The organism is Desulfovibrio diazotrophicus, from assembly GCF_902498985.2.
GTDB lineage: Bacteria > Desulfobacterota > Desulfovibrionia > Desulfovibrionales > Desulfovibrionaceae > Desulfovibrio > Desulfovibrio legallii.
Window position 1 is genome coordinate 401388 of record NZ_OX346397.1, and the last position, 17387, is coordinate 418774.

At 61.5% G+C, this 17387-nt stretch carries 19 protein-coding genes and 1 other RNA gene; 9 read left to right on the plus strand and 11 right to left on the minus strand.

Annotated elements, in window-relative coordinates; translation table 11 throughout:
* Window positions 1-10: 10 nt before the first annotated feature.
* From rnpB to J7I12_RS01720, 4 genes are all read right to left on the minus strand, one after another.
* An RNA gene (gene rnpB / locus J7I12_RS01705) (RNase P RNA component class A) lies at window positions 11-371 on the minus strand.
* Between the two features lie 324 nt (window positions 372-695).
* Window positions 696-1475, minus strand: coding sequence for a zinc ribbon domain-containing protein (locus J7I12_RS01710; RefSeq protein WP_118229116.1), 780 nt, complete (start codon window positions 1473-1475; stop codon window positions 696-698).
* Window positions 1476-1496: 21 nt separating this feature from the next.
* A complete protein-coding gene (locus J7I12_RS01715; protein WP_118229115.1) occupies window positions 1497-2288 on the minus strand; it encodes a Nif3-like dinuclear metal center hexameric protein in 792 nt (263 codons plus the stop codon).
* A 242-nt stretch (window positions 2289-2530) separates the two neighbouring features.
* Entirely contained in the window at window positions 2531-3340 is an 810-nt protein-coding gene (locus J7I12_RS01720) for a phosphoribosylformylglycinamidine synthase subunit PurQ (protein WP_118229114.1), read from the minus strand.
* Window positions 3341-3599: 259 nt separating this feature from the next.
* On the opposite strand from J7I12_RS01720, the gene pyrG reads away from it, so the two are divergent.
* The 9 genes from pyrG (at window position 3600) to J7I12_RS01765 (ending at window position 10991) form a co-directional block, all read left to right on the plus strand.
* Complete coding sequence (gene pyrG, locus J7I12_RS01725; protein WP_118229113.1) at window positions 3600-5255, plus strand: CTP synthase; 1656 nt, start codon at window positions 3600-3602, stop codon at window positions 5253-5255.
* A 269-nt stretch (window positions 5256-5524) separates the two neighbouring features.
* Entirely contained in the window at window positions 5525-6952 is a 1428-nt protein-coding gene (gene rpoN / locus J7I12_RS01730; RefSeq protein ID WP_118229112.1) for an RNA polymerase factor sigma-54, read from the plus strand.
* A gap of 54 nt (window positions 6953-7006) precedes the next feature.
* A complete protein-coding gene (hpf, locus tag J7I12_RS01735) occupies window positions 7007-7546 on the plus strand; it encodes a ribosome hibernation-promoting factor, HPF/YfiA family (protein ID WP_118229111.1) in 540 nt (179 codons plus the stop codon).
* Window positions 7547-7713: 167 nt separating this feature from the next.
* Window positions 7714-8643 carry an RNase adapter RapZ gene (gene rapZ / locus J7I12_RS01740; protein WP_118229110.1) on the plus strand — a complete coding sequence of 310 codons (930 nt, stop codon included), beginning with the start codon at window positions 7714-7716 and terminating at the stop codon, window positions 8641-8643.
* A gap of 34 nt (window positions 8644-8677) precedes the next feature.
* A complete protein-coding gene (locus tag J7I12_RS01745; protein WP_118229109.1) occupies window positions 8678-9151 on the plus strand; it encodes a PTS sugar transporter subunit IIA in 474 nt (157 codons plus the stop codon).
* A 1-nt stretch (window position 9152) separates the two neighbouring features.
* On the plus strand, window positions 9153-9611 hold the full coding sequence (locus J7I12_RS01750; protein WP_118229108.1) for a PTS sugar transporter subunit IIB: 459 nt from the start codon (window positions 9153-9155) through the stop codon (window positions 9609-9611).
* Between the two features lie 96 nt (window positions 9612-9707).
* Window positions 9708-10307 (plus strand): hypothetical protein, encoded by a 600-nt coding sequence (locus J7I12_RS01755; RefSeq protein ID WP_242621223.1) that lies wholly within the window; start codon window positions 9708-9710, stop codon window positions 10305-10307.
* Between the two features lie 202 nt (window positions 10308-10509).
* Window positions 10510-10581: a hypothetical protein gene (locus J7I12_RS01760; RefSeq protein WP_498794152.1), complete on the plus strand. Its 72-nt coding sequence runs from the start codon at window positions 10510-10512 to the stop codon at window positions 10579-10581.
* Window positions 10582-10703: 122 nt separating this feature from the next.
* Window positions 10704-10991, plus strand: coding sequence for a hypothetical protein (locus tag J7I12_RS01765; protein ID WP_165450904.1), 288 nt, complete (start codon window positions 10704-10706; stop codon window positions 10989-10991).
* Window positions 10992-11000: 9 nt separating this feature from the next.
* On the opposite strand, the gene J7I12_RS01770 is transcribed toward J7I12_RS01765, so the two are convergent.
* The 7 genes from J7I12_RS01770 to J7I12_RS01800 form a co-directional block, all read right to left on the minus strand.
* Window positions 11001-11633 carry a protein phosphatase CheZ gene (locus J7I12_RS01770; RefSeq protein ID WP_118229106.1) on the minus strand — a complete coding sequence of 211 codons (633 nt, stop codon included), beginning with the start codon at window positions 11631-11633 and terminating at the stop codon, window positions 11001-11003.
* 82 nt (window positions 11634-11715) lie between these two features.
* A complete protein-coding gene (gene ybgF / locus J7I12_RS01775) occupies window positions 11716-12720 on the minus strand; it encodes a tol-pal system protein YbgF (protein WP_118229105.1) in 1005 nt (334 codons plus the stop codon).
* A gap of 55 nt (window positions 12721-12775) precedes the next feature.
* Complete coding sequence (locus tag J7I12_RS01780; RefSeq protein WP_118229104.1) at window positions 12776-12982, minus strand: PLDc N-terminal domain-containing protein; 207 nt, start codon at window positions 12980-12982, stop codon at window positions 12776-12778.
* Between the two features lie 250 nt (window positions 12983-13232).
* The gene (gene lspA, locus J7I12_RS01785; protein WP_118229103.1) at window positions 13233-13715 is read right to left on the minus strand and encodes a signal peptidase II; all 483 of its coding nucleotides are present in this window, start codon (window positions 13713-13715) and stop codon (window positions 13233-13235) included.
* Between the two features lies 1 nt (window position 13716).
* Complete coding sequence (gene ileS, locus J7I12_RS01790; RefSeq protein ID WP_302548763.1) at window positions 13717-16545, minus strand: isoleucine--tRNA ligase; 2829 nt, start codon at window positions 16543-16545, stop codon at window positions 13717-13719.
* A gap of 320 nt (window positions 16546-16865) precedes the next feature.
* Window positions 16866-17117: a HypC/HybG/HupF family hydrogenase formation chaperone gene (locus tag J7I12_RS01795; RefSeq protein WP_118229101.1), complete on the minus strand. Its 252-nt coding sequence runs from the start codon at window positions 17115-17117 to the stop codon at window positions 16866-16868.
* Between the two features lie 120 nt (window positions 17118-17237).
* Window positions 17238-17378, minus strand: coding sequence for a hypothetical protein (locus J7I12_RS01800; RefSeq protein ID WP_165450905.1), 141 nt, complete (start codon window positions 17376-17378; stop codon window positions 17238-17240).
* Window positions 17379-17387 lie beyond the last annotated feature (9 nt).

Sequence of the window (17387 nt, forward strand, 5' to 3'; positions counted from 1 at the left end):
GTATAAAAACAACGGGAGTGGGACGATAAGCCGGGTTCTGTCCACGCGGCAAGCGCGCGTGACCGTCATTCCTCTAGGAGCGCAGTTGCCTGCGCCCTCCAGCAACCTACCCGGAAGGCATGGGCCGGGCCGGCCGCCTTCCCTATTTGGTCTTGCTCCAGACGGGGTATGCCGAGCATGCCGCGTCACCGCGGCATCTGGTGGGCTCTTGCCCCACCGTTTCACCCTTACCCCGCACGCGGCGGGGCGGTTTGCTTTCTGTGGCGCTGTCCGAGGGTCGCCCCTCCTGGGTGTTACCCAGCGTCCTGCCCTGTGGAGCCCGGACTTTCCTCCCCGGGCACGCGGCCCGCGGCGACGGTCTGTCCCACTCCCGTTACTTTGTGTTGCGGTCTTGCGTGCAGACCACAGCAAAACCGTACGGCTGCAGTTCAGGGCATTGCAACGTTGCCCTGCCCTGGCGGTTGCATAAGCAAACGCCCGCCGTGGAGGCGCACGCGCAGGTCTTTGCGCGCTTGAGCGTCGGGACAAGCGTGCCGTAACCTTTGGGAATACATATTCTCAAAGCTAGGCGGCTCTGGCGCTCCGGCGGCAGCGTAAACCCGCTTGCCTCAAGTGGCTGCTGCGCCTGCGGGGCAATAACCAGCCGTTGTGTCGGCTCCGGTTCCCACGCAGGCCGGTGTGCCGGGCAAGCGGCCTCAGGCCTGGTCGTTGGCCGGGGCCTGCGGTGCGCACTGGGGCTGCTCCGCATCCTGAAAATGTTCGCACCAGAAAATCAGGCGCTGGCAGTTGGGGCAGCTCAATATCTGCTGGCCGCGCTGCAGCTCGATGAAGGTCTGCGGCGGCACGGCGATGTGGCAGCCCGTGCAGACGCCTTCCCGCACAGCCACGATGACCGGGTGATCCAGCCGCTCACGGATGAATTCGTAGCGCAGAAAAACCGGGTGGGGGATGGCCGTGCCCACATTGGCGCGTTTGGCGTCCAACTGCACCAGACTGGCCTGGGCTTTTTGCAGCCGGGCGTCCAGATTGCTGCGTTTGTCTTCCAGTTCGGCCTTGAGGGCGTTATAAGTTACGTCCAGTTCGGCTAGGGCGTCGTTCTGGCTTTGGACTTCATCCAGCAAGGTCATTTTTTCTTCTTCGCGGGAGCGATTGACCTTTTCCATGCTGTCCATTTCGCGCAGTACGGCGTGATATTCGCGGGTATTGCCCACCAGGGTGAGCTTGTTTTTGCTTTTTTTGATGCGGGCCGCGTCATCGTCGATTTCGAGCGAAAGACGCTTCTGCTGCTCCTGCAGGTGGGTCAGCTTGTCCAGCACATAATTGCGTTGGGTTTCCACCGCGGCAAAGCGCTGTTCCAGGGCTTCCAGATCGCCGGGGGCGCGGTCCAGCTCCTGCCGGACTTCGTGGATGGCGTCGTCAACTTTTTGCAGTTCAACAAGTTGACGGATTTGTTCAAAATAGACGGCACTGCTCATGGAAGAGGTCCTCCTCGCGGATCAGGAAAAAACAACAGGGCGGAAGGGCGATCGCGACGGCACAAAGTGTACGGCCACGCCCGTCAAGGTCTGTTGCAGCAACAGGCTCATGTGGCGCATCATTTCTTCTTCCAGGCTATGGTGCCCCACGTCCAGAAGGCAGACGGCGGCTTCGAGAGCCGCGTGATACTTGATGTCGCCGGTAATATACAACTGTGCGTCGGCCTGGGCCGCCGCGTCCATCAGAGAGGCGCCCGAACCGGTGCAGTAAGCCACCCGGCGCACGTGGGTCGCCTGCGGGCCGCAGCAGACGGCCGTGCTCAGGTCCAGCCGCCGCGCCAGGCGTGCGGCCAGATCAGCCACGGAACAGGCCTGGGGCAGGTCGCCCGCCAGGCCGTAGCCGGGGGGCAGCTCCGTCCCCTGGGCCGGGGCTGCGGGTTCCAGCACGCAAAGGTTGTTGAGTTCCAGCTCCCGCGCCAGCCAGCCCGCCGGTCCGTGGGGGTTGACGTCCAGCGACGTGTGCGCGGCGTAGAGGGGCACATCCGCGCTCAGCAGCAGGCGCAGGGCCTCGTGGTAGTTGTTGCAGCAATTGGGCAGGGTGGGCTTGAGGGTCAGGGGATGGTGGCTGAGGACCATCTCCGCCCCTTGAGCTAGGGCGGCGGCCAAGGAGGCCGGCGTGGGGTCCAGGCACACGGCCAGACTGCGCACTTCTGTGCGGCGGGCCGCCACCTGCAGGCCGGAAAGATCCCAGGACGCAGCCTGCCCCAGAGGCGCAATTTTTTCTATGGCGTCAATAATTTCAATCAGTTGCATGTATTTCACCGGGAATAAAAAAGGCACTTTCGCGCTCTGTGCTACAAAAGTGCCCTTGGTGCGGCGGCAAGAAAACGTTGTGCGACGCTTGCGGCAATGGAATGACACACCTCTGTAAACAGGTGGGGAGCTGTTCCCGACCCGCATGCTCTTAATCGAGGAAGGATAGAGAGAGAGCCGGGTATTGTCAAGCCGCGTTGCCGACCAAGGCCAGGCTCATGGCCCGCAACGCGGCGCAAAACTTACAGCTCACGCAGATAGCGCACAGCATTGACGAAAAGCAGCGTGCCCGGCGGGTCCAACTCACCCCTGGTCCAGCCCGGGTGGTTGGTGACATGGTGAAATGCCTCAGGGTGGGGCATAAGGCCCAGCACGCGGCCGGTGGGATCCGTGAGGCCGGCGATGGCCAGGGCCGATCCATTGGGGTTATAAGGATATTCCTGGGTGGGCAGGCCTGTCTTTGGGTCGGCGTACTGCAGGGCGATAAGGTTTTCTTTCTGCAGGCGGCTCAGGCAATCCGCGTCGCGGGGCACCAGCTTGCCCTCGCCGTGGCGCACGGGCATGGCCAGGGGGGGCAGGCCTTTGGTGAACACGCAGGGGCTTTGGGCGTTGGGCGCAAGGCGCACCCAGCGGTCTTCAAAGCGGGCGGAGTCGTTGTGTCCCAGCGAGACCTGGCGTTCGAAGCGGTGGCCGTCCAGGGCGGGCAGCACGCCCAGCTTGACCAGCAGCTGAAAGCCGTTGCAGATGCCCAGCACCAGCTTGCCGGCCTCAAGAAAGCGGTCCAGTTGCTCCCGCAGGGGCACGCCCGCAGCGTCTTCAAGGTAGCGCCAGCGCATAACGGCGGTCTGGGCCGCGCCCAAATCGTCGCCGTCCAGAAAGCCACCGGGAAAAATAAGGAAGTGATAGTCGTCCAAGTGGACCTTGGCGGCCACCAGGTCGGAAAAGTGCACCACGTCGGCCCGGTCGGCTCCGGCCAGGCGGGCGGTGTGGGCGGTTTCCAGATGCGAATTGGTGCCGTAGCCGGTGATGACCAGCGTATTGACCGTGCCCATGCGGGGAAAGCCTCCTTGACAAACAGCGCCGCCTGCCGACCCCTGCCGGCGACGGCATACGGCAGCGGGGCCCGGCGCGGCCGGCCCGCCGCAAGCGCGGGAGGGGGCCCCGTACGGGATGCCCGTCTGCATGGGGAATACCACACTACGTACCTTGCTTTGGATAGTCAATGCTGGCAAAAAAAATCGTCTTGGTGTATGTAGACGAAGATGTGCTTGGGGATGTGCCTTGGCACGCCACAATCAAGGTTGAGAGGCCATGAAAACAAAGTATATTTTTGTGACGGGCGGTGTGCTTTCGTCACTGGGCAAAGGCCTGGCGGCCGCTTCCCTGGGCGCGTTGCTGCAGACGCGCGGGCTGACGGTCACCATCCAGAAGCTGGACCCGTACATTAACGTGGACCCCGGCACAATGAACCCTTTTCAGCACGGCGAAGTCTTTGTCACCGACGACGGCGCCGAAACCGACCTGGACCTGGGCCACTATGAGCGCTACCTCAACGTGCCCATGTCCCGCAAGAACAACACCACCTCCGGGGCCATTTACAACCACGTCATTGCCAAAGAGCGCCACGGCGACTATCTGGGCGCCACGGTGCAGGTGATTCCCCACATCACCGATGAGATTAAGAGCGTGGTGCTTTCGCTGGCTGAAGGCGATGACGCGCCAGACGTGGCCATCATCGAAATCGGCGGCACCGTGGGCGACATTGAAGGCCTGCCTTTTCTGGAGGCCATCCGCCAGCTGCGTTCGGAGCTGGGCCGCGACAATTGCCTGAACATCCACCTCACCTTGGTGCCCTACCTGCGCACGGCGGGTGAGCACAAGACCAAGCCCACCCAGCACAGCGTCAAAGAGCTGCTCTCCATCGGCATTCAGCCGGACATCATCCTCTGCCGCTGCGAGCAGAGCATCCCCGAAGAGCTGCGCCGCAAGATCGCCCTGTTCTGCAATGTGGACCAGGACGCCGTGTTCTCTTCGGTGGACGTAAACAACATTTATGAAGTGCCCCTCAAGTTTTATGAGGAGGGCTTTGACCAGAAAGTGGCCATCATGCTGCGCCTGCCCGCGCGCAATGCCCACCTGGAAGCCTGGGAAAAGCTGGTCAGCGATTGCGCCAATCCCAAAGGCCAGGTAACCATTGCCATTGTGGGCAAGTATGTGGATCTGAAGGAAGCCTACAAGAGCCTGCACGAGGCGCTCATCCACGGCGGGGTGGCCAACCGGGTGGATGTGGAGCTGCGCTACGTCAATTCAGAAAATGTGACCGAGGCCAATGCCGCCGGGCACTTTGAGGGCTGTGACGGCATCTTGGTGCCCGGAGGTTTCGGCTACCGGGGGGTGGAGGGCAAAATTGCGGCCATCCGCTACGCGCGGGAAAAGGGCGTGCCTTTCTTCGGCATTTGCCTTGGCATGCAGTGCGCCGTCATTGAATTTGCCCGGCACGTGGCCGGGTTGGAAGATGCCAATTCCGAGGAATTTAACCCTCTTTCCGACCACAAGGTCATTTACCTCATGACGGAATGGTACGACTTCCGTACCAAGAACGTGGAGCGGCGCGACGCCGGCAGCGACAAGGGCGGCACCATGCGCCTGGGCGCGTACCCCTGCAAGCTGCTGCCCGGCACCAAGGCGCACGATGCCTACAAAAAAGACCTGGTGGAGGAGCGCCACCGCCACCGCTACGAGTTCAACAACGCTTTTCGCGAGATGTTCGGCCAGAAGGGCATGGTCTTCAGCGGTACGGCTCCGGACGACTCACTGGTGGAAATCATTGAGCTGCCGGACCATCCCTGGTTTCTGGGCTGCCAGTTCCATCCGGAATTCAAATCCCGGCCCATGAACGCGCACCCTTTGTTCCGCGAGTTTATCGGCGCGGCCAAAAAATACGCCAAGGGACACGGCAGGAGCTGAGCTTCGGCCTTTGCGCCCGGCTTGTACAGGGCCGTTCCGTGAAGGGCCGCGCGGCGTCGCGCCTTTCGCGGAACGGCTTTTTTGGCGCCAAAGGGCGGCTTGGGCTGTGACGTGCAGCGTCCCTTGGCGGCGACTGGGCCACCAAATCGCGGGGGCGGTCCATTGCGCCCGCACAACTGCTGGCTATTGCATAATTTTTATAGCTGTGGCACATTCCTTGTAAACAAAAATCAGGTAGTTTTCTCGTCGCTTGAGGGCGGAAGGGACACATGGCACTGGAACTTCGGCAGCAACTAAAGCTGGCACAACAATTGGTGATGACCCCGCAACTGCAGCAGGCCATCAAATTGTTGCAGCTCTCTCGTCTGGAACTTCTGGAAACGGTCCAGCAGGAGCTGGTGGAAAACCCGTTTCTGGAGGAATCCGGCGGCGAAGAGGCCGGGCCGGAAACCGTGGCCGAAGACGGGCGCGAACCCGTGGCCGAAGAGGTCTATGACCGTGAGCTGGCCAAGGACGCCGACTGGGAAGATTATCTGGGTGAATTTGCCAGTACCCCCCGCCTGTCGCAGTCCCGCGAGTACGAGGCCGCCGAAGAAATTTCGCCCTTGGAGGCCCGCTACGCCGCCAAGCCCACCTTGGAAGGCCACCTGCTCTGGCAGCTCCGGCTTTCGCAGTTGACCGACGCACAGAAGGCCATTGGCGAGGTGATCATCGGCAACCTTTCTTCATCGGGCTATTTGCAGGCCAGCGTGGAGGAAGTGGCGGAGATGGCCCACGCCGCGCCCGACGAGGTGCGCGCCGTTCTTGAAAAGGTGCAGCATTTTGACCCTGTGGGCGTGGCCGCCCGGGACGCGCGGGAGTGTCTGCTGGTGCAGATCCGCAATCTGCACTATGACCGCGACCCCATCCTTGTGGAGTTGGTTACATCCCACCTGGAAGATCTGGAGGCAAAACGTTACAAGCCCCTGCTGCGCAAGTTCAAGCTGGATATGGAAGGCCTGCGGGAGTATCTGGACATCATCCAGAGCCTGGACCCGCTGCCCGGCGCCAGCTTTGGCGGGGGCGAGCCCACCTATGTGAGCCCGGACGTTTTTGTCTACAAAGTGGGCGATGAGTTTGTGATCCTGCTCAATGAGGATGGTTTGCCGCAGCTGCAGCTTTCGGCCATGAGCGGGATGGATCTGACCGCCGCTTCGGAGAAGGAAAAGGAATACTGTTCCGAAAAAATCCGCTCCGCTTCCTGGCTGATTAAAAGCCTTTACCAGCGCCAACGGACCCTGTATAAAGTGATGGAGAGCATTGTGCGTCACCAGCGGCCTTTTTTTGAAGAGGGCGTCACCAGGCTGGCCCCGCTCATCCTCAAGGACATTGCCGACGATATCGGCATGCACGAGTCCACGGTAAGCCGCATCACCACCAACAAATATGTGGCTACGCCCCACGGCATTTTTGAACTGAAATTTTTCTTCAACAGCGGGCTGGAACTGGACGACGGCAGCCAGGTGGGCTCTGAAAGCGTCAAGGCGCTGATTAAAAAATTTATTGCGGATGAAGACCCCCACGCGCCCTTGAGCGACGAACGCATCGGCGAAATGCTCAAAGAGCGCCTCAAGGTCAACATCGCCCGACGCACGGTGGCCAAATACCGCACCGCTCTCGATATTCCTTCTTCATCACGGCGCAAGGAGCACTTTTAGGCCCCTGTCTGGTCCGGCCTTAAGCGCCCCGGCGCCCCACACCAGGAGGACTTCATGAACATCTCCTTCGCCTTCAAAAACTTCGACGCCTCCGACCATCTGAAAAAATACGCTCGCCGCCGCATGGAAAAGCTGGGGCGGTTTTTTGGCAAATCCGCCGGTCTGGACGTGGCCGTGGTGCTGACCGTGGACAAATTCCGCCATCGCTGCGAGGTTACCGTCACCGGCGAGGGCCTGCACATTAATGCTTCAGAACAGACTTCGGACATGTACGCCGCCATTGACCTGGTGACGGACAAGGTGGAAGCCCAGATCAAGCGTCAGGTTTCACGGGTCAAGGAGCAGCGCCGCAAGGCCCGCAACGCCGAAGTGGACGTGTTTACCTATACCGTGGACGCCGAAGGCGAGGCCCCGCAGCCTGTGGAGGGTACGGACCGGCTGGCCACAAAACCCCTGCATCTGGATGAGGCGCTCATGCAGCTGGATTCCATCGGTAGTGATTTTCTGGTCTTTTTTAATGCGGAGAACAGCCGTATCAATGTGGTTTATCGTACGCGCGCCAGCGGGTATGCGTTGATTGATCCCGTATTATAGGCGCAAGTGCTTCCTGGGCGGGGCTTTCCTCCGTCCGAAGTAAGCCTTTTGCAGGGGCCGCTCGGTTGGAGCGGCCCCACGCGGCTGCATACGGCGGGTTTCCCTGCAGCGGCAGGCGAGAGATCGGGGCGGCCGTGGACGAACCGGCCTTGCCGCGAGAGGGCGTTATGAGCAAAACCGTAGCGGCGGCTGCCGCCTCCACATCCACAAGTGCGCCGGCCTCTGCGCCGGTGCGGGTCTGCGTGGTTACGGGGCTTTCCGGTGCGGGCAAGAGCACCGCGCTGAAAGTGTTTGAAGACATGGGGCACTTTGTGGTGGACGGCCTGCCCGCCAGCCTGGCGCCGGAAATGGCGGCCATGATGTCCCGCCCTTCAATGAGCCATTTTCAGGGCATTGCGCTGGGCATGGACCTGCGGCAAAGCACTTTTCTGGACGACCTGAACGCCTCGCTGGAGGCCCTGGCCGCGCAGAGCATTCGCCCCACCTTGCTGTTTCTGGAGGCCTCGACGCAGGAGCTTATGCGCCGGTACGCCACCACCAGGCGGCCCCACCCCCTGGAGCGGGAGGGCATGGGCCTGGAGGCGGCCCTCAAGGCGGAGCGCGACAAGCTGCGTCCTTTGCGGGAGCTGGCCGATCTGGTGGTGGATACTACGCGGTTTTCCATCCATGACCTGCGCAGAGCCATTCAGAAGCGCTGGGGCAGCAGCCGGGGCAGACTGCGGGCCATCCGGGTCAATGTCATTTCCTTCGGCTTCAAGTACGGCGTACCGCGTGAGGCGGATTTGGTTTTTGACCTGCGCTTTTTGCCCAATCCCTATTTTCTGGAAAATCTGCGCCCCCTCTGCGGCCGGGACAAGCCCGTGGCCGACTACGTTTTTGCCACGCCCCAGGCGCGGGAATTTCGCGCCAAGTTGTTGGACCTGCTGTTTTTCATGTTGCCGCTCATGGAAACAGAAGGGCGTTACAGGGTGACCATTGCCGTGGGTTGCACCGGCGGCCGCCATCGCTCTGTGGCCATGGCCGAGGCCCTGTGGCAGGCGCTCCGGCAGGCGGACTATCCGGCCTCTCTTGAGCACCGGCATCTTGAACTTGGTTGAAAAAGCTGGCACGCTCAGCCCTGCGAGGTTTGTCATGACGGACGAAAATACTGCAAACGTCGAAAACGGCGAGCAGGACGCCGGCGGTCGGGTCGGCGTTATTGTGGTTTCCCATGCCGACTACGGTTCGGCCATGCTCCGCACGGCGGAATTTATTCTGGGGCCGCAGAGCGACTGTTGCTCCATTAGTGTGGACGTGGCCCACGAAGTGTCCGAAACCGTGCGCCGTCTGGACGACGCAGCCCAGCGCCTGGACAAGGGTGCCGGCGTCATTGTGCTTACGGATATGTTTGGCGGCACGCCTACCAATCTGGCCCTTTCACTGTTGGCCACCCACAAGGTGGAGGTGGTCACGGGGGTGAACTTGCCCATGCTCCTCAAGGTCTTTACGTCACGGGACAAGGAGCTGGAAGAACTGGCCCAGCTGGCCGGTGAAGCCGGGGCCAAGGGCATTGTGGTGGCGGGCAGCATGCTGCGCAACAAACCTCGTGACAAGAATGCCGGTTAGTATGTGGTTTCGGGTGGACAACCGGCTGGTGCACGGACAGGTTATTGAGGCGTGGCTGCCCTATACGGGGGCGCGGCATCTGGTGGTGGCCAACGACGAACTGGCCACGGATTTTTTGCGGCAGCAGATCGTGGCCCTGGCCGTACCCCAGCGGGTGGCGGTCCATTTTATTCCAGTCAGGGAGTTGGCAGCTACCCTCAATAGCTGCGGCGAGGAGAGTTTTGTGCTCTTTGCCACCTGCCAGGACGCGCGTCGCGCCTGTGACGCCGGAATCGTCATGGAGGTGCTCAATATGGGCAACCTGCACTATGGTCCGGAAAAATTGCAGATTCTACCCAATGTAGCCTTGTCGCTGCAGGACAGGGAAGATTTGCGCGTCCTGCGGCAGCACTTGGTGCAGTTCGACTTTCGGTCTGTACCTTCGGAGACTGTGCGAGGCCCCCATGAGCAGCTTTTCTGATCCGTCCGCAGTGGCGACGCTGCTTACGGTGGGGACGCCCTACGCTTTTTTTTTGCCCTGGCCGGGGCGGCCCGCTTTACCTGCATAGCGGGCCTGGTGGACAGGCCCTTGTGCCTGGCCCTGCTCACGAGCTGGTGTACGGGAGATTGGGCCCTGGCCCTGCCGTTGGGCATTATTTTTGAACTGCTCTGGCTGGACACGCTGGAGCTGGGCGGCGTGGTGCCGCCCTACGGCGGGCTGAGCTTTCTGCTGGCCTTTCCTCTGTGCCGTCACTTTGGCCTGACCCAGGCGGGCGCAGCCCTGCTGCCGCTGTTTCTCTCCATGCTGGCGGCGTACGCGGCAACCTGGCTTGAGTTGCGGCAGCGGGCGGCGCAGAACATCCTTGCCCCGTCTCTTGAATCCTGGTGCGCGGGTGGCCGCGGCATATCCCCTGCCAGGGCTGTTCTGGGGGCCGCCCTGCGCCGCGCCATCTGGCAATGGGGCTTTTACGCCCTGTGGTTCTGTACGCTCTACCTGATTCTGGCGGTCCTTACAGCAGGGGGGCATTGGCCCCGCCTTTCACTGGTGACCTGGCCGGTGCTTTACGCGGCGGCTCTGCTGGGTGCGGTGCTCTCGTTACGGACCCGACAGGCCTATCTGGTGCTCATGGCTTCTCTGGGCGGTCTGGCCCTACTGTTTTTCTGGCGGGGGGCGTAACCGCGCCGCAGCAGAGCGTCGGCGGCCGCTGTACTCGCCTGGGCGGGGGCCCCTGCTTGGCACAGATGGGGAACAATGCTGATGCGGCGTTGTTGTGGGTTCCTGCCAGGCCGCTGAGTACCCCCTGGTGACTACACGAAAGGTTAAAAATTTGGCTGCTTTTGTGGGCAGCAATATTAGCCAGCTTCGCCGCAGTAAAGGCATGACCCAGGCCGAACTTGCAGAGCGGCTTGGCGTTGGCAATGATTCTTTTTCTAGAGCATTTAACACTTGAAATGCTCGCTTACGGCAGGCAAAAGCCTGCCTTCTCGCATTTTGTGGCAAGGATTTTCAAGAAAATCCTTGCAGAGCAGTTAGCTCATTTCATTCGCTAACTGCTCTAGAATAGAGAAAGGAGTGGTAGCCCCAAGATTTCAGCGGTTGGAGCTTATTGCTGAAGTCCTGGGGTGTACAGTTTCGGAATTGTTTGTCTGTAAAAACGAGGAAGTAGCGGCAAAGATATCTGTTATTGAAGATGTTCTGCTGCGGCTGCCGCAGGATGTCCGCAGCGAAGTGCTGCAGGTAATTCTGAACTTATTGTACAGCTTTCAGAAACTATTGCCTGTCTGCAGCATGCAGGCAGAAAAAGAATCGCAACGCGCAGAGCAAAACAGGGTAATGGTGGGGAAACCACCGTCTTCCTGAAAAGTGCGGCTACATCCCCAGCTGGGCGAGCATAGCGTCGATGGCAGACTGGGAAACCCCGTTTTTATCCGGGCCTTTGAGGGCCTCCTGACGGCGCTGCTGGAAAGTCTCCAACGCTTTGTCGGCCTCGTCCCGCAGCTCGGCAGCGGTTTTGTGGGGGTTGGTTTCCGCGCCTTCCAGCATGAGGCCGGAAGAAATGTACAGCTCCACCACGGTATTTTCGATCTGGTTCAGAGCGTCCACCACGCGTTTGATGCGCTGGCCGGTGATGTCCTGAAAGCTCAGGGTGGTAAGCAGGGTGGTTAAATCGTCGCCCAGCCGGTTGTTGTTGTCTTCCAGCCTGCACACCTGTGAAGGCGTGGCCGCGCCCTGGCGCACGGCGGCCAGCATTTCGGCGTTTTGGGCCTGCAGGTCCAGATGGCGCTCTACAATTTCCATGATGCTCATGGTGGCTGTTTCTGTGGCCTTAAGCACTTCGTTCAGTTGGTCCGAGGCTTCGTGAAACAGCGCGTCCGTGGCAGGGCCGGGCAGGGGCTGGTCTTTGGACGCGGTGTAGATCTGGCGGTAAATTTCTCTGAGACCTTGGCGCATGTCCGCAGTCAGCTCTTTGTACACGGCGGGTTCGTCAGCCTTTTTGCTCATACCCTGCCCTTTGCGCGTGGCGCGGTTGTGGTAAAACTTGGCGGCGGCCCCGTGCGCTTGTCACACCCAGGGCCGCCAGGCCTCACTTGTTGGTCTTGAGAAAGGTTTTGGCTCGTGCGGCTTCGGGTGAGCTGGGGTATTTTTTGATCAGTTCCTGCATGCGGGCCTTGGCCGCCGCCCCCTGATTGAGCTTGCTGAAGCTGATGCCCTGCTTCAAGTAAGCGCCGGGCGCGCTGGACGACTTGGGGTACTTTTTGATGACGGTATCGTAGGCCAGGGCCGCGTCGGCAAACTGGTTGCGCTGGAAGTAGCACTCCGCCAGGTAGTACTGAGCTTCCGGGGCCTGGCTGTGGTCTTTATAGTTCTTGAGAAAGTCGGAAAAAGAACGTTGGGCCTCTTCGTATTTGCGGGAGTTGAAGGCATTGACGCCCGCGTCAAAGAGGGCCAGCGAAATATCCTTTTGCGGAGCCTGCACCTGCGTCTGCGGCTGGGGTGAAGGCTGGCCCCAGGTGCTGGCGCTGGGCGCCTGGGCCGGACCAGCCGCAGCCGGACCAGTCGCCGCAACGCCGGCAGCAGCGCCGGCCGCAGCGCCGGCAGCGGCCGCCTGGCCGTATGTGGGTTGGCCGTACGTGGGGCTCTGACCATAGGCGGGCGTCTGTCCATAGGCTGGGGTTTGCCCGTAGGCGGGCTGGGCTTGCGGCGCGGCCTGCACTGCGGGCGCGGCCGCAGCGCCGCCGGAAGCGGCGGTCATGGGATCGCCCAGGTTCAGGTTCAGGGCCATGCTGCGCTCCACCTGGCGCAGGGCTTCGTCATGGGTTTTGACGCGTTCCACCAGGACGCGCGCGCCGCCCACGTTATGCAGGTCGTCCATTTGTCCTTTCAGCGTGTTCAGCTCTTGGCGCATGGCCTGCAGCTGATTCCAGGCGTCGGCCTGGGCGGGCTGCATCTGCCGCAGCTGCACGTCGTGCTGCTGCACCTGTTGTTCCAGGCTCAGGCTGCCGCTGCCGCTGCTGCTGCCCATGCAGCCACTCAGCGGCAAGGCTGCGCAGGTCAGGGTCAGAATATACAGGGAACGGAATGTGCGCATATATCTTCCTCATCTTCAAAGACGTTGGGGTTGTGGCGCGCCGCAGCGGTGCGGTTCAGGACTGCACCTCGCCCAGAGCTTTTTTGCGACCGGTAAAAATATAAATGATGCCGCCGAGGACCGGAACAAATACTACCAGCAACAGCCACAGCACGCGCTGTTGGGGGCTGGCGAACTCATGCCCCCAGATGTGCAGAATGCTCCACAGTGAAGGGATCATGGGCACCATCAAGATCAGCACATGCCACCAGTGAAAAATCATACAACCTCCTCGGGATGCGGCTGCCGCGCGCGGTGCGCCGGGACAGAAGCGTATTGCCCCTGCGGAAGGGCCCGCCCGCCGACACTTTGCCGCCCAGGCCTGCGTCATGCGCTCTTTTGCGGCGGGCGTCCCCGGGACCAATTTTTGCGCTGCTCCGTCCCGCCCACAAGAAGCGCGTTTTTGTCCCGCAATGCTTAATACTGCACACGGCAAAGCGGCGTGCAGTAAGCCGACATAAGGCGTGCCGCCATTACTTTTGTGTTGGCGGCTTGCGCCAAAGCACCAGGCAGGTCAGGGCTACCCCCACAAATATGGCGGCATCCGCCACATTAAATGCGGGCCAGTGCCAATCTTTCCAATAAATGTCCAGAAAGTCCACTACCGCGCGAAACCGCACCCTGTCCACCAGGTTGCCCAGCGCGCCCCCCATGATGCAGCCCAGGCCGGTCAGCAGGCAAGGGCCGTTTTCTTCGCTGCGGGCCACCAGCAGGATGGCCCCCACCGCCACGATGGTGGCGGCCAAAAACAGCCAGAACTGCCATTCCATGTCCGAGCGGTTCAAAAAGCCGAAGGCCGCGCCCCGGTTACGGATGTTGACCAGATCAAATAACCCCGCAATCACCGTGACCGGGCGGTGTTCCGGTATCAGGCGCATGACGGCCCATTTGCTCAACTGGTCCAGAAATAGGACCAGGGCGGCCACAGAGCCCAGCAGAGCATAGCGACGCGCCATATCAGCTCCGGCTGTTGTCCTGAGCGCAGACTACGGCCGTGCAGCGCGGGCAGAGGGCGGGGTGCTCCGCATTGCGGCCCAGCTCCGTACTGTATATCCAGCAGCGCTCACACTTGGCCCCCTGGGCTTTGCCGACCTCAATGCTCAGGCCGGACACCTCCGGGTCGCTGTAAGCGCCCTGGGGCGCGGCGGCCAGCGGCTGCAGGGCCAGCTGGGAGACGATGCACACGGCCCGCAGGTCCGTATCCAGGCCTTCCAGGCGCTGGCGCAGTTCGTCGGCTACATAAAGGGTCACCCGCGTGTCCAGGGCGTGCCCCACCACGCCGTCGCGGCGCAGGGGCTCAATGGCGCGGGTTACCGCGCCGCGCACGGCCAGCAGCACGTTCCAGTCATCGCGAACGCCGTCCGGCAGCAGAAAGGGGTCGAGATCGTCCAGCGGCGGCAGGGCAAAGACCGTGGCCTGCGGCACGCGCAGCCCTTCGGGAAGATGGCTGAGTATTTCCTCCGCCGTAAAAGAGAGTACCGGGGCCATATCGCGCAGCAGCAGGCGCAGGATGTGCCAGAGAGCCGTCTGGGCCGAGCGGCGTTCCACTCCGGTCCGGGACGAGGCGTAGAGGCGGTCCTTGAGAATGTCCAGATAGACGGCGGAAAGGTCGGTGACGCAGTAGTTGTGCAGGCAGTGGTAGACCTTGTGGAAGTCGAAATCCATATAGGCCTGCTGCACCCGCTGGTGGGTGCGGGCGGCCGTGTCCAGAGCAAAGCGGTCCAGGGGCAGCAGGCCCGCCACGGGCAGCAGATCCTCGCGGGTCAGGTCGTGGAGGTTGCCCAGGATAAACCGGCAGGTGTTGCGGATGCGGCGGTAGGCGTCCACCAGCCGCCCCACGATTTCATCGGAAAGGCGGATATCCTCGCGGTAGTCCACCGAGGAGGCCCAGAGGCGGACGATTTCTGCGCCGTATTTTTCGGTGAGCTCTTGCGGCGCAATGATATTTCCCACGGATTTGGACATCTTGTGCCCTTCGCCGTCTACCACATAGCCGTGGGTGAGCACGCTGCGGTAGGGCGGGCAGCCCCGGTTGCCCTCGCTGACTAAAAGGGAACTGTGAAACCAGCCCCGGTGCTGGTCGGAACCTTCCAGGTACAGGTCCGCCGGGAAGGCAAGCTCCGGACGCTGTTCCAGTACGGCGGCAAAGCTGGTTCCCGAATCGAACCAGACGTCCAGGATGTCGGTTTCACGTTTCCAGTGGCTGCCGCCGCAGTGCGGGCAGGTCAGGCCCTGGGGTACAATATCCTTGATATCCGCCTCATACCAGTAATCGCAGCCCGTGGGGTGGGCGGCGAAGCGGTCGCAGAGGCCTTCCATCCACTGGGGGTCGTTCCAGGCTTCCCCGCAGTCTTCACAGAGCAAGGCCAGAATGGGCACGCCCCACTGACGCTGGCGCGAGATGCACCAGTCCGGGCGCAATGCCACCATGTTGTGGATGCGCTCCCGGCCCCAGGCCGGAATCCAGCGCACCTGCTCGTCAATAGCCTTGAGGGCGCGGGCGCGCAGGTCATTTTTTTCCATGCTGATGAACCACTGGGTAGTGGCGCGGAAGATGACCGGTTCCTTGCAGCGCCAGCAGTGCGGGTACGAGTGTTTGATACGCCCCTTGTGCAGCAGCGCTCCAACTTCTTCCAGCTTTTCCATAACGTTGGGGTTGGCCTCAAAAACATTGAGCCCGGCAAAGAAGGGCACTGTGGGCAAAAACCGCCCGGCGTCGTCCAGGGGGGAGAGGATGTCCAGCCCGTAAGCCAGGCCCACCTCGTAGTCTTCGCGGCCGTGGCCCGGCGCGGTGTGCACGCAGCCCGTGCCCGCGTCCAGGGTAACGTGTTTGCCCAGCACCAGGGGCGATTCCCGGTCGTAAAAGGGGTGGCGGGCCTTAAGGCCCGCGAGCTCCGCACCTGTGGCCCGGCCCAGCACGGCGGGGTTCGCCCAGCCGAAGCGCGCGGCGCAGTCTGCCAGCAGTTCGGCAGCCAGCAGGTACTGTGCGTCCCCGGCCTGCACCAGCACATATTCAAACTCCGGATGCAGGCACACGGCCATATTGTCCGGCAGGGTCCAGGGGGTGGTGGTCCAGATGACCACAAAGGCGCGGGCCGGGTCAGCCTGGGGGAAAAAGTTGCGCAAAGCGTCGTCGGGCAGGGCGAAGCGCACATAGATGGAGGGCGAGGTGTGGTCGGCGTATTCCACCTCGGCTTCAGCCAGGGCCGTGTGACAGGAGCAGCACCAGTAAATGGGCTTTTTGGCGCGCATGACGCCGCCCTTGGCCACAAAACGGGCCAGTTCCCGTGCGGTGGCCGCCTCGTAGGCGGGCTTCATGCTCATATAGGGATCTTCCCACAGGCCCAGTACGCCCAGCCGTTTAAATTCTTTGCGCTGGATGTCGATCCACTTGGCGGCGTATTCGCGGCAGAGCCGCCGCACCACATGGGCAGGCAGGGATTTCTTTTTTTCTTTCAGTTCCTGTTCCACCTTGTGCTCAATGGGCAGGCCGTGGCAGTCCCAGCCCGGCACGTAACGCGAGGCGTAGCCCGCCATATTGCGGGATTTGACAATGATATCCTTGAGGATTTTGTTCAGGGCGTGGCCCATATGGAGGTGGCCGTTGGCGTAGGGCGGGCCGTCGTGCAGTACATAGCCGCCCTTGGAGCCGGAAGCGGCGGCCATAAGTTCCGCAGCGTTGATGGCGTCCCAGCGTTTGATGGCGTCCGGTTCTTTCCGGGCCAAATCGGCCTTCATGGGGAAGCTGGTCTTGGGCAGGTGCAGGGTCTTTTTATAATCGCTCATTCTGGCTCCGGCGGTAAAAACGCCACAAAATCATCCACATGGATAAATAACATAAAGAAAAAAACCATCCTAGTGTGGGCAAAGAGCGCCCCAAAGTCAAGACTGCCCTGCGGCCGCAGGGCCCTTGCTGAAAAAAGGCCGCGCCACCGGCGTGGAACGGCCGCAACGCGTGGCAGCGGCATAATCCTGCCGCCAAAGCGGCGGAAGCATATGGGGCCGTATTATGTCAAAAACTACGCCTGGCTGCGGTGCGCACAGCGGCGCAACCGAGCAGCAGGCGTGCTTTTACGGCTGCAGGCAAGAGGTTTGCGGCGTAAGCCTTAAAACGGAGCCGGCGTGCCCTCCATAGCCTGGGCCAGTTCGCGCAGGGCGGAGAGGCTCTCCTGGGCTTCCTGGGGGGTCATAGTGTGCAGGGCAAAACCTGCGTGGACAATAACATAGTCCCCCACAGAAGGCGGTTCCGGCAAAAGCATGACGGAAGTGGTCAGAAAGGTCTGGCTTTCGCCCACGCGTACGCGGGCCATGCCGTTTTCCTGCAGTTCTTCGATTCTGGCGGGTATGGCGAGACACATGACGGTCTTCAGACCTCCTCAATGCGGATTCCTTACAGGATACGCATTCCCCGGCCCGACGGCAAGGTGTGGGGGGGCAAAAAAAGGGGGGCTTGCGGCCCCCCTTTGTACAGTTGTGGATCAGTCGTGCTTTTTGCTCTTCTTGTCAGGGAAGAGGATGAAGTTCCAGTACCACACATAGAGCGGCAGCACAATGAACATCATCACATAAGCCCAGCTCTTGGTGTAGAGGAAGTATTGATAAAAAGTATGGAATTCCATGGCAATCTC

Bases quoted from the DNA above. Each gene is read 5' to 3' on its own strand.
- J7I12_RS01710 (WP_118229116.1), bottom strand. From the start codon at position 1,475: ATGAGCAGTGCCGTCTATTTTGAACAAATCCGTCAACTTGTTGAACTG.
- J7I12_RS01715 (WP_118229115.1), bottom strand. From the start codon at position 2,288: ATGCAACTGATTGAAATTATTGACGCCATAGAAAAAATTGCGCCTCTG.
- J7I12_RS01720 (WP_118229114.1), bottom strand. From the start codon at position 3,340: ATGGGCACGGTCAATACGCTGGTCATCACCGGCTACGGCACCAATTCG.
- pyrG (WP_118229113.1), top strand. From the start codon at position 3,600: ATGAAAACAAAGTATATTTTTGTGACGGGCGGTGTGCTTTCGTCACTG.
- rpoN (WP_118229112.1), top strand. From the start codon at position 5,525: ATGGCACTGGAACTTCGGCAGCAACTAAAGCTGGCACAACAATTGGTG.
- hpf (WP_118229111.1), top strand. From the start codon at position 7,007: ATGAACATCTCCTTCGCCTTCAAAAACTTCGACGCCTCCGACCATCTG.
- rapZ (WP_118229110.1), top strand. From the start codon at position 7,714: ATGAGCAAAACCGTAGCGGCGGCTGCCGCCTCCACATCCACAAGTGCG.
- J7I12_RS01745 (WP_118229109.1), top strand. From the start codon at position 8,678: ATGACGGACGAAAATACTGCAAACGTCGAAAACGGCGAGCAGGACGCC.
- J7I12_RS01750 (WP_118229108.1), top strand. From the start codon at position 9,153: ATGTGGTTTCGGGTGGACAACCGGCTGGTGCACGGACAGGTTATTGAG.
- J7I12_RS01770 (WP_118229106.1), bottom strand. From the start codon at position 11,633: ATGAGCAAAAAGGCTGACGAACCCGCCGTGTACAAAGAGCTGACTGCG.
- ybgF (WP_118229105.1), bottom strand. From the start codon at position 12,720: ATGCGCACATTCCGTTCCCTGTATATTCTGACCCTGACCTGCGCAGCC.
- J7I12_RS01780 (WP_118229104.1), bottom strand. From the start codon at position 12,982: ATGATTTTTCACTGGTGGCATGTGCTGATCTTGATGGTGCCCATGATC.
- lspA (WP_118229103.1), bottom strand. From the start codon at position 13,715: ATGGCGCGTCGCTATGCTCTGCTGGGCTCTGTGGCCGCCCTGGTCCTA.
- ileS (WP_302548763.1), bottom strand. From the start codon at position 16,545: ATGAGCGATTATAAAAAGACCCTGCACCTGCCCAAGACCAGCTTCCCC.
- J7I12_RS01795 (WP_118229101.1), bottom strand. From the start codon at position 17,117: ATGTGTCTCGCCATACCCGCCAGAATCGAAGAACTGCAGGAAAACGGC.
- J7I12_RS01800 (WP_165450905.1), bottom strand. From the start codon at position 17,378: ATGGAATTCCATACTTTTTATCAATACTTCCTCTACACCAAGAGCTGG.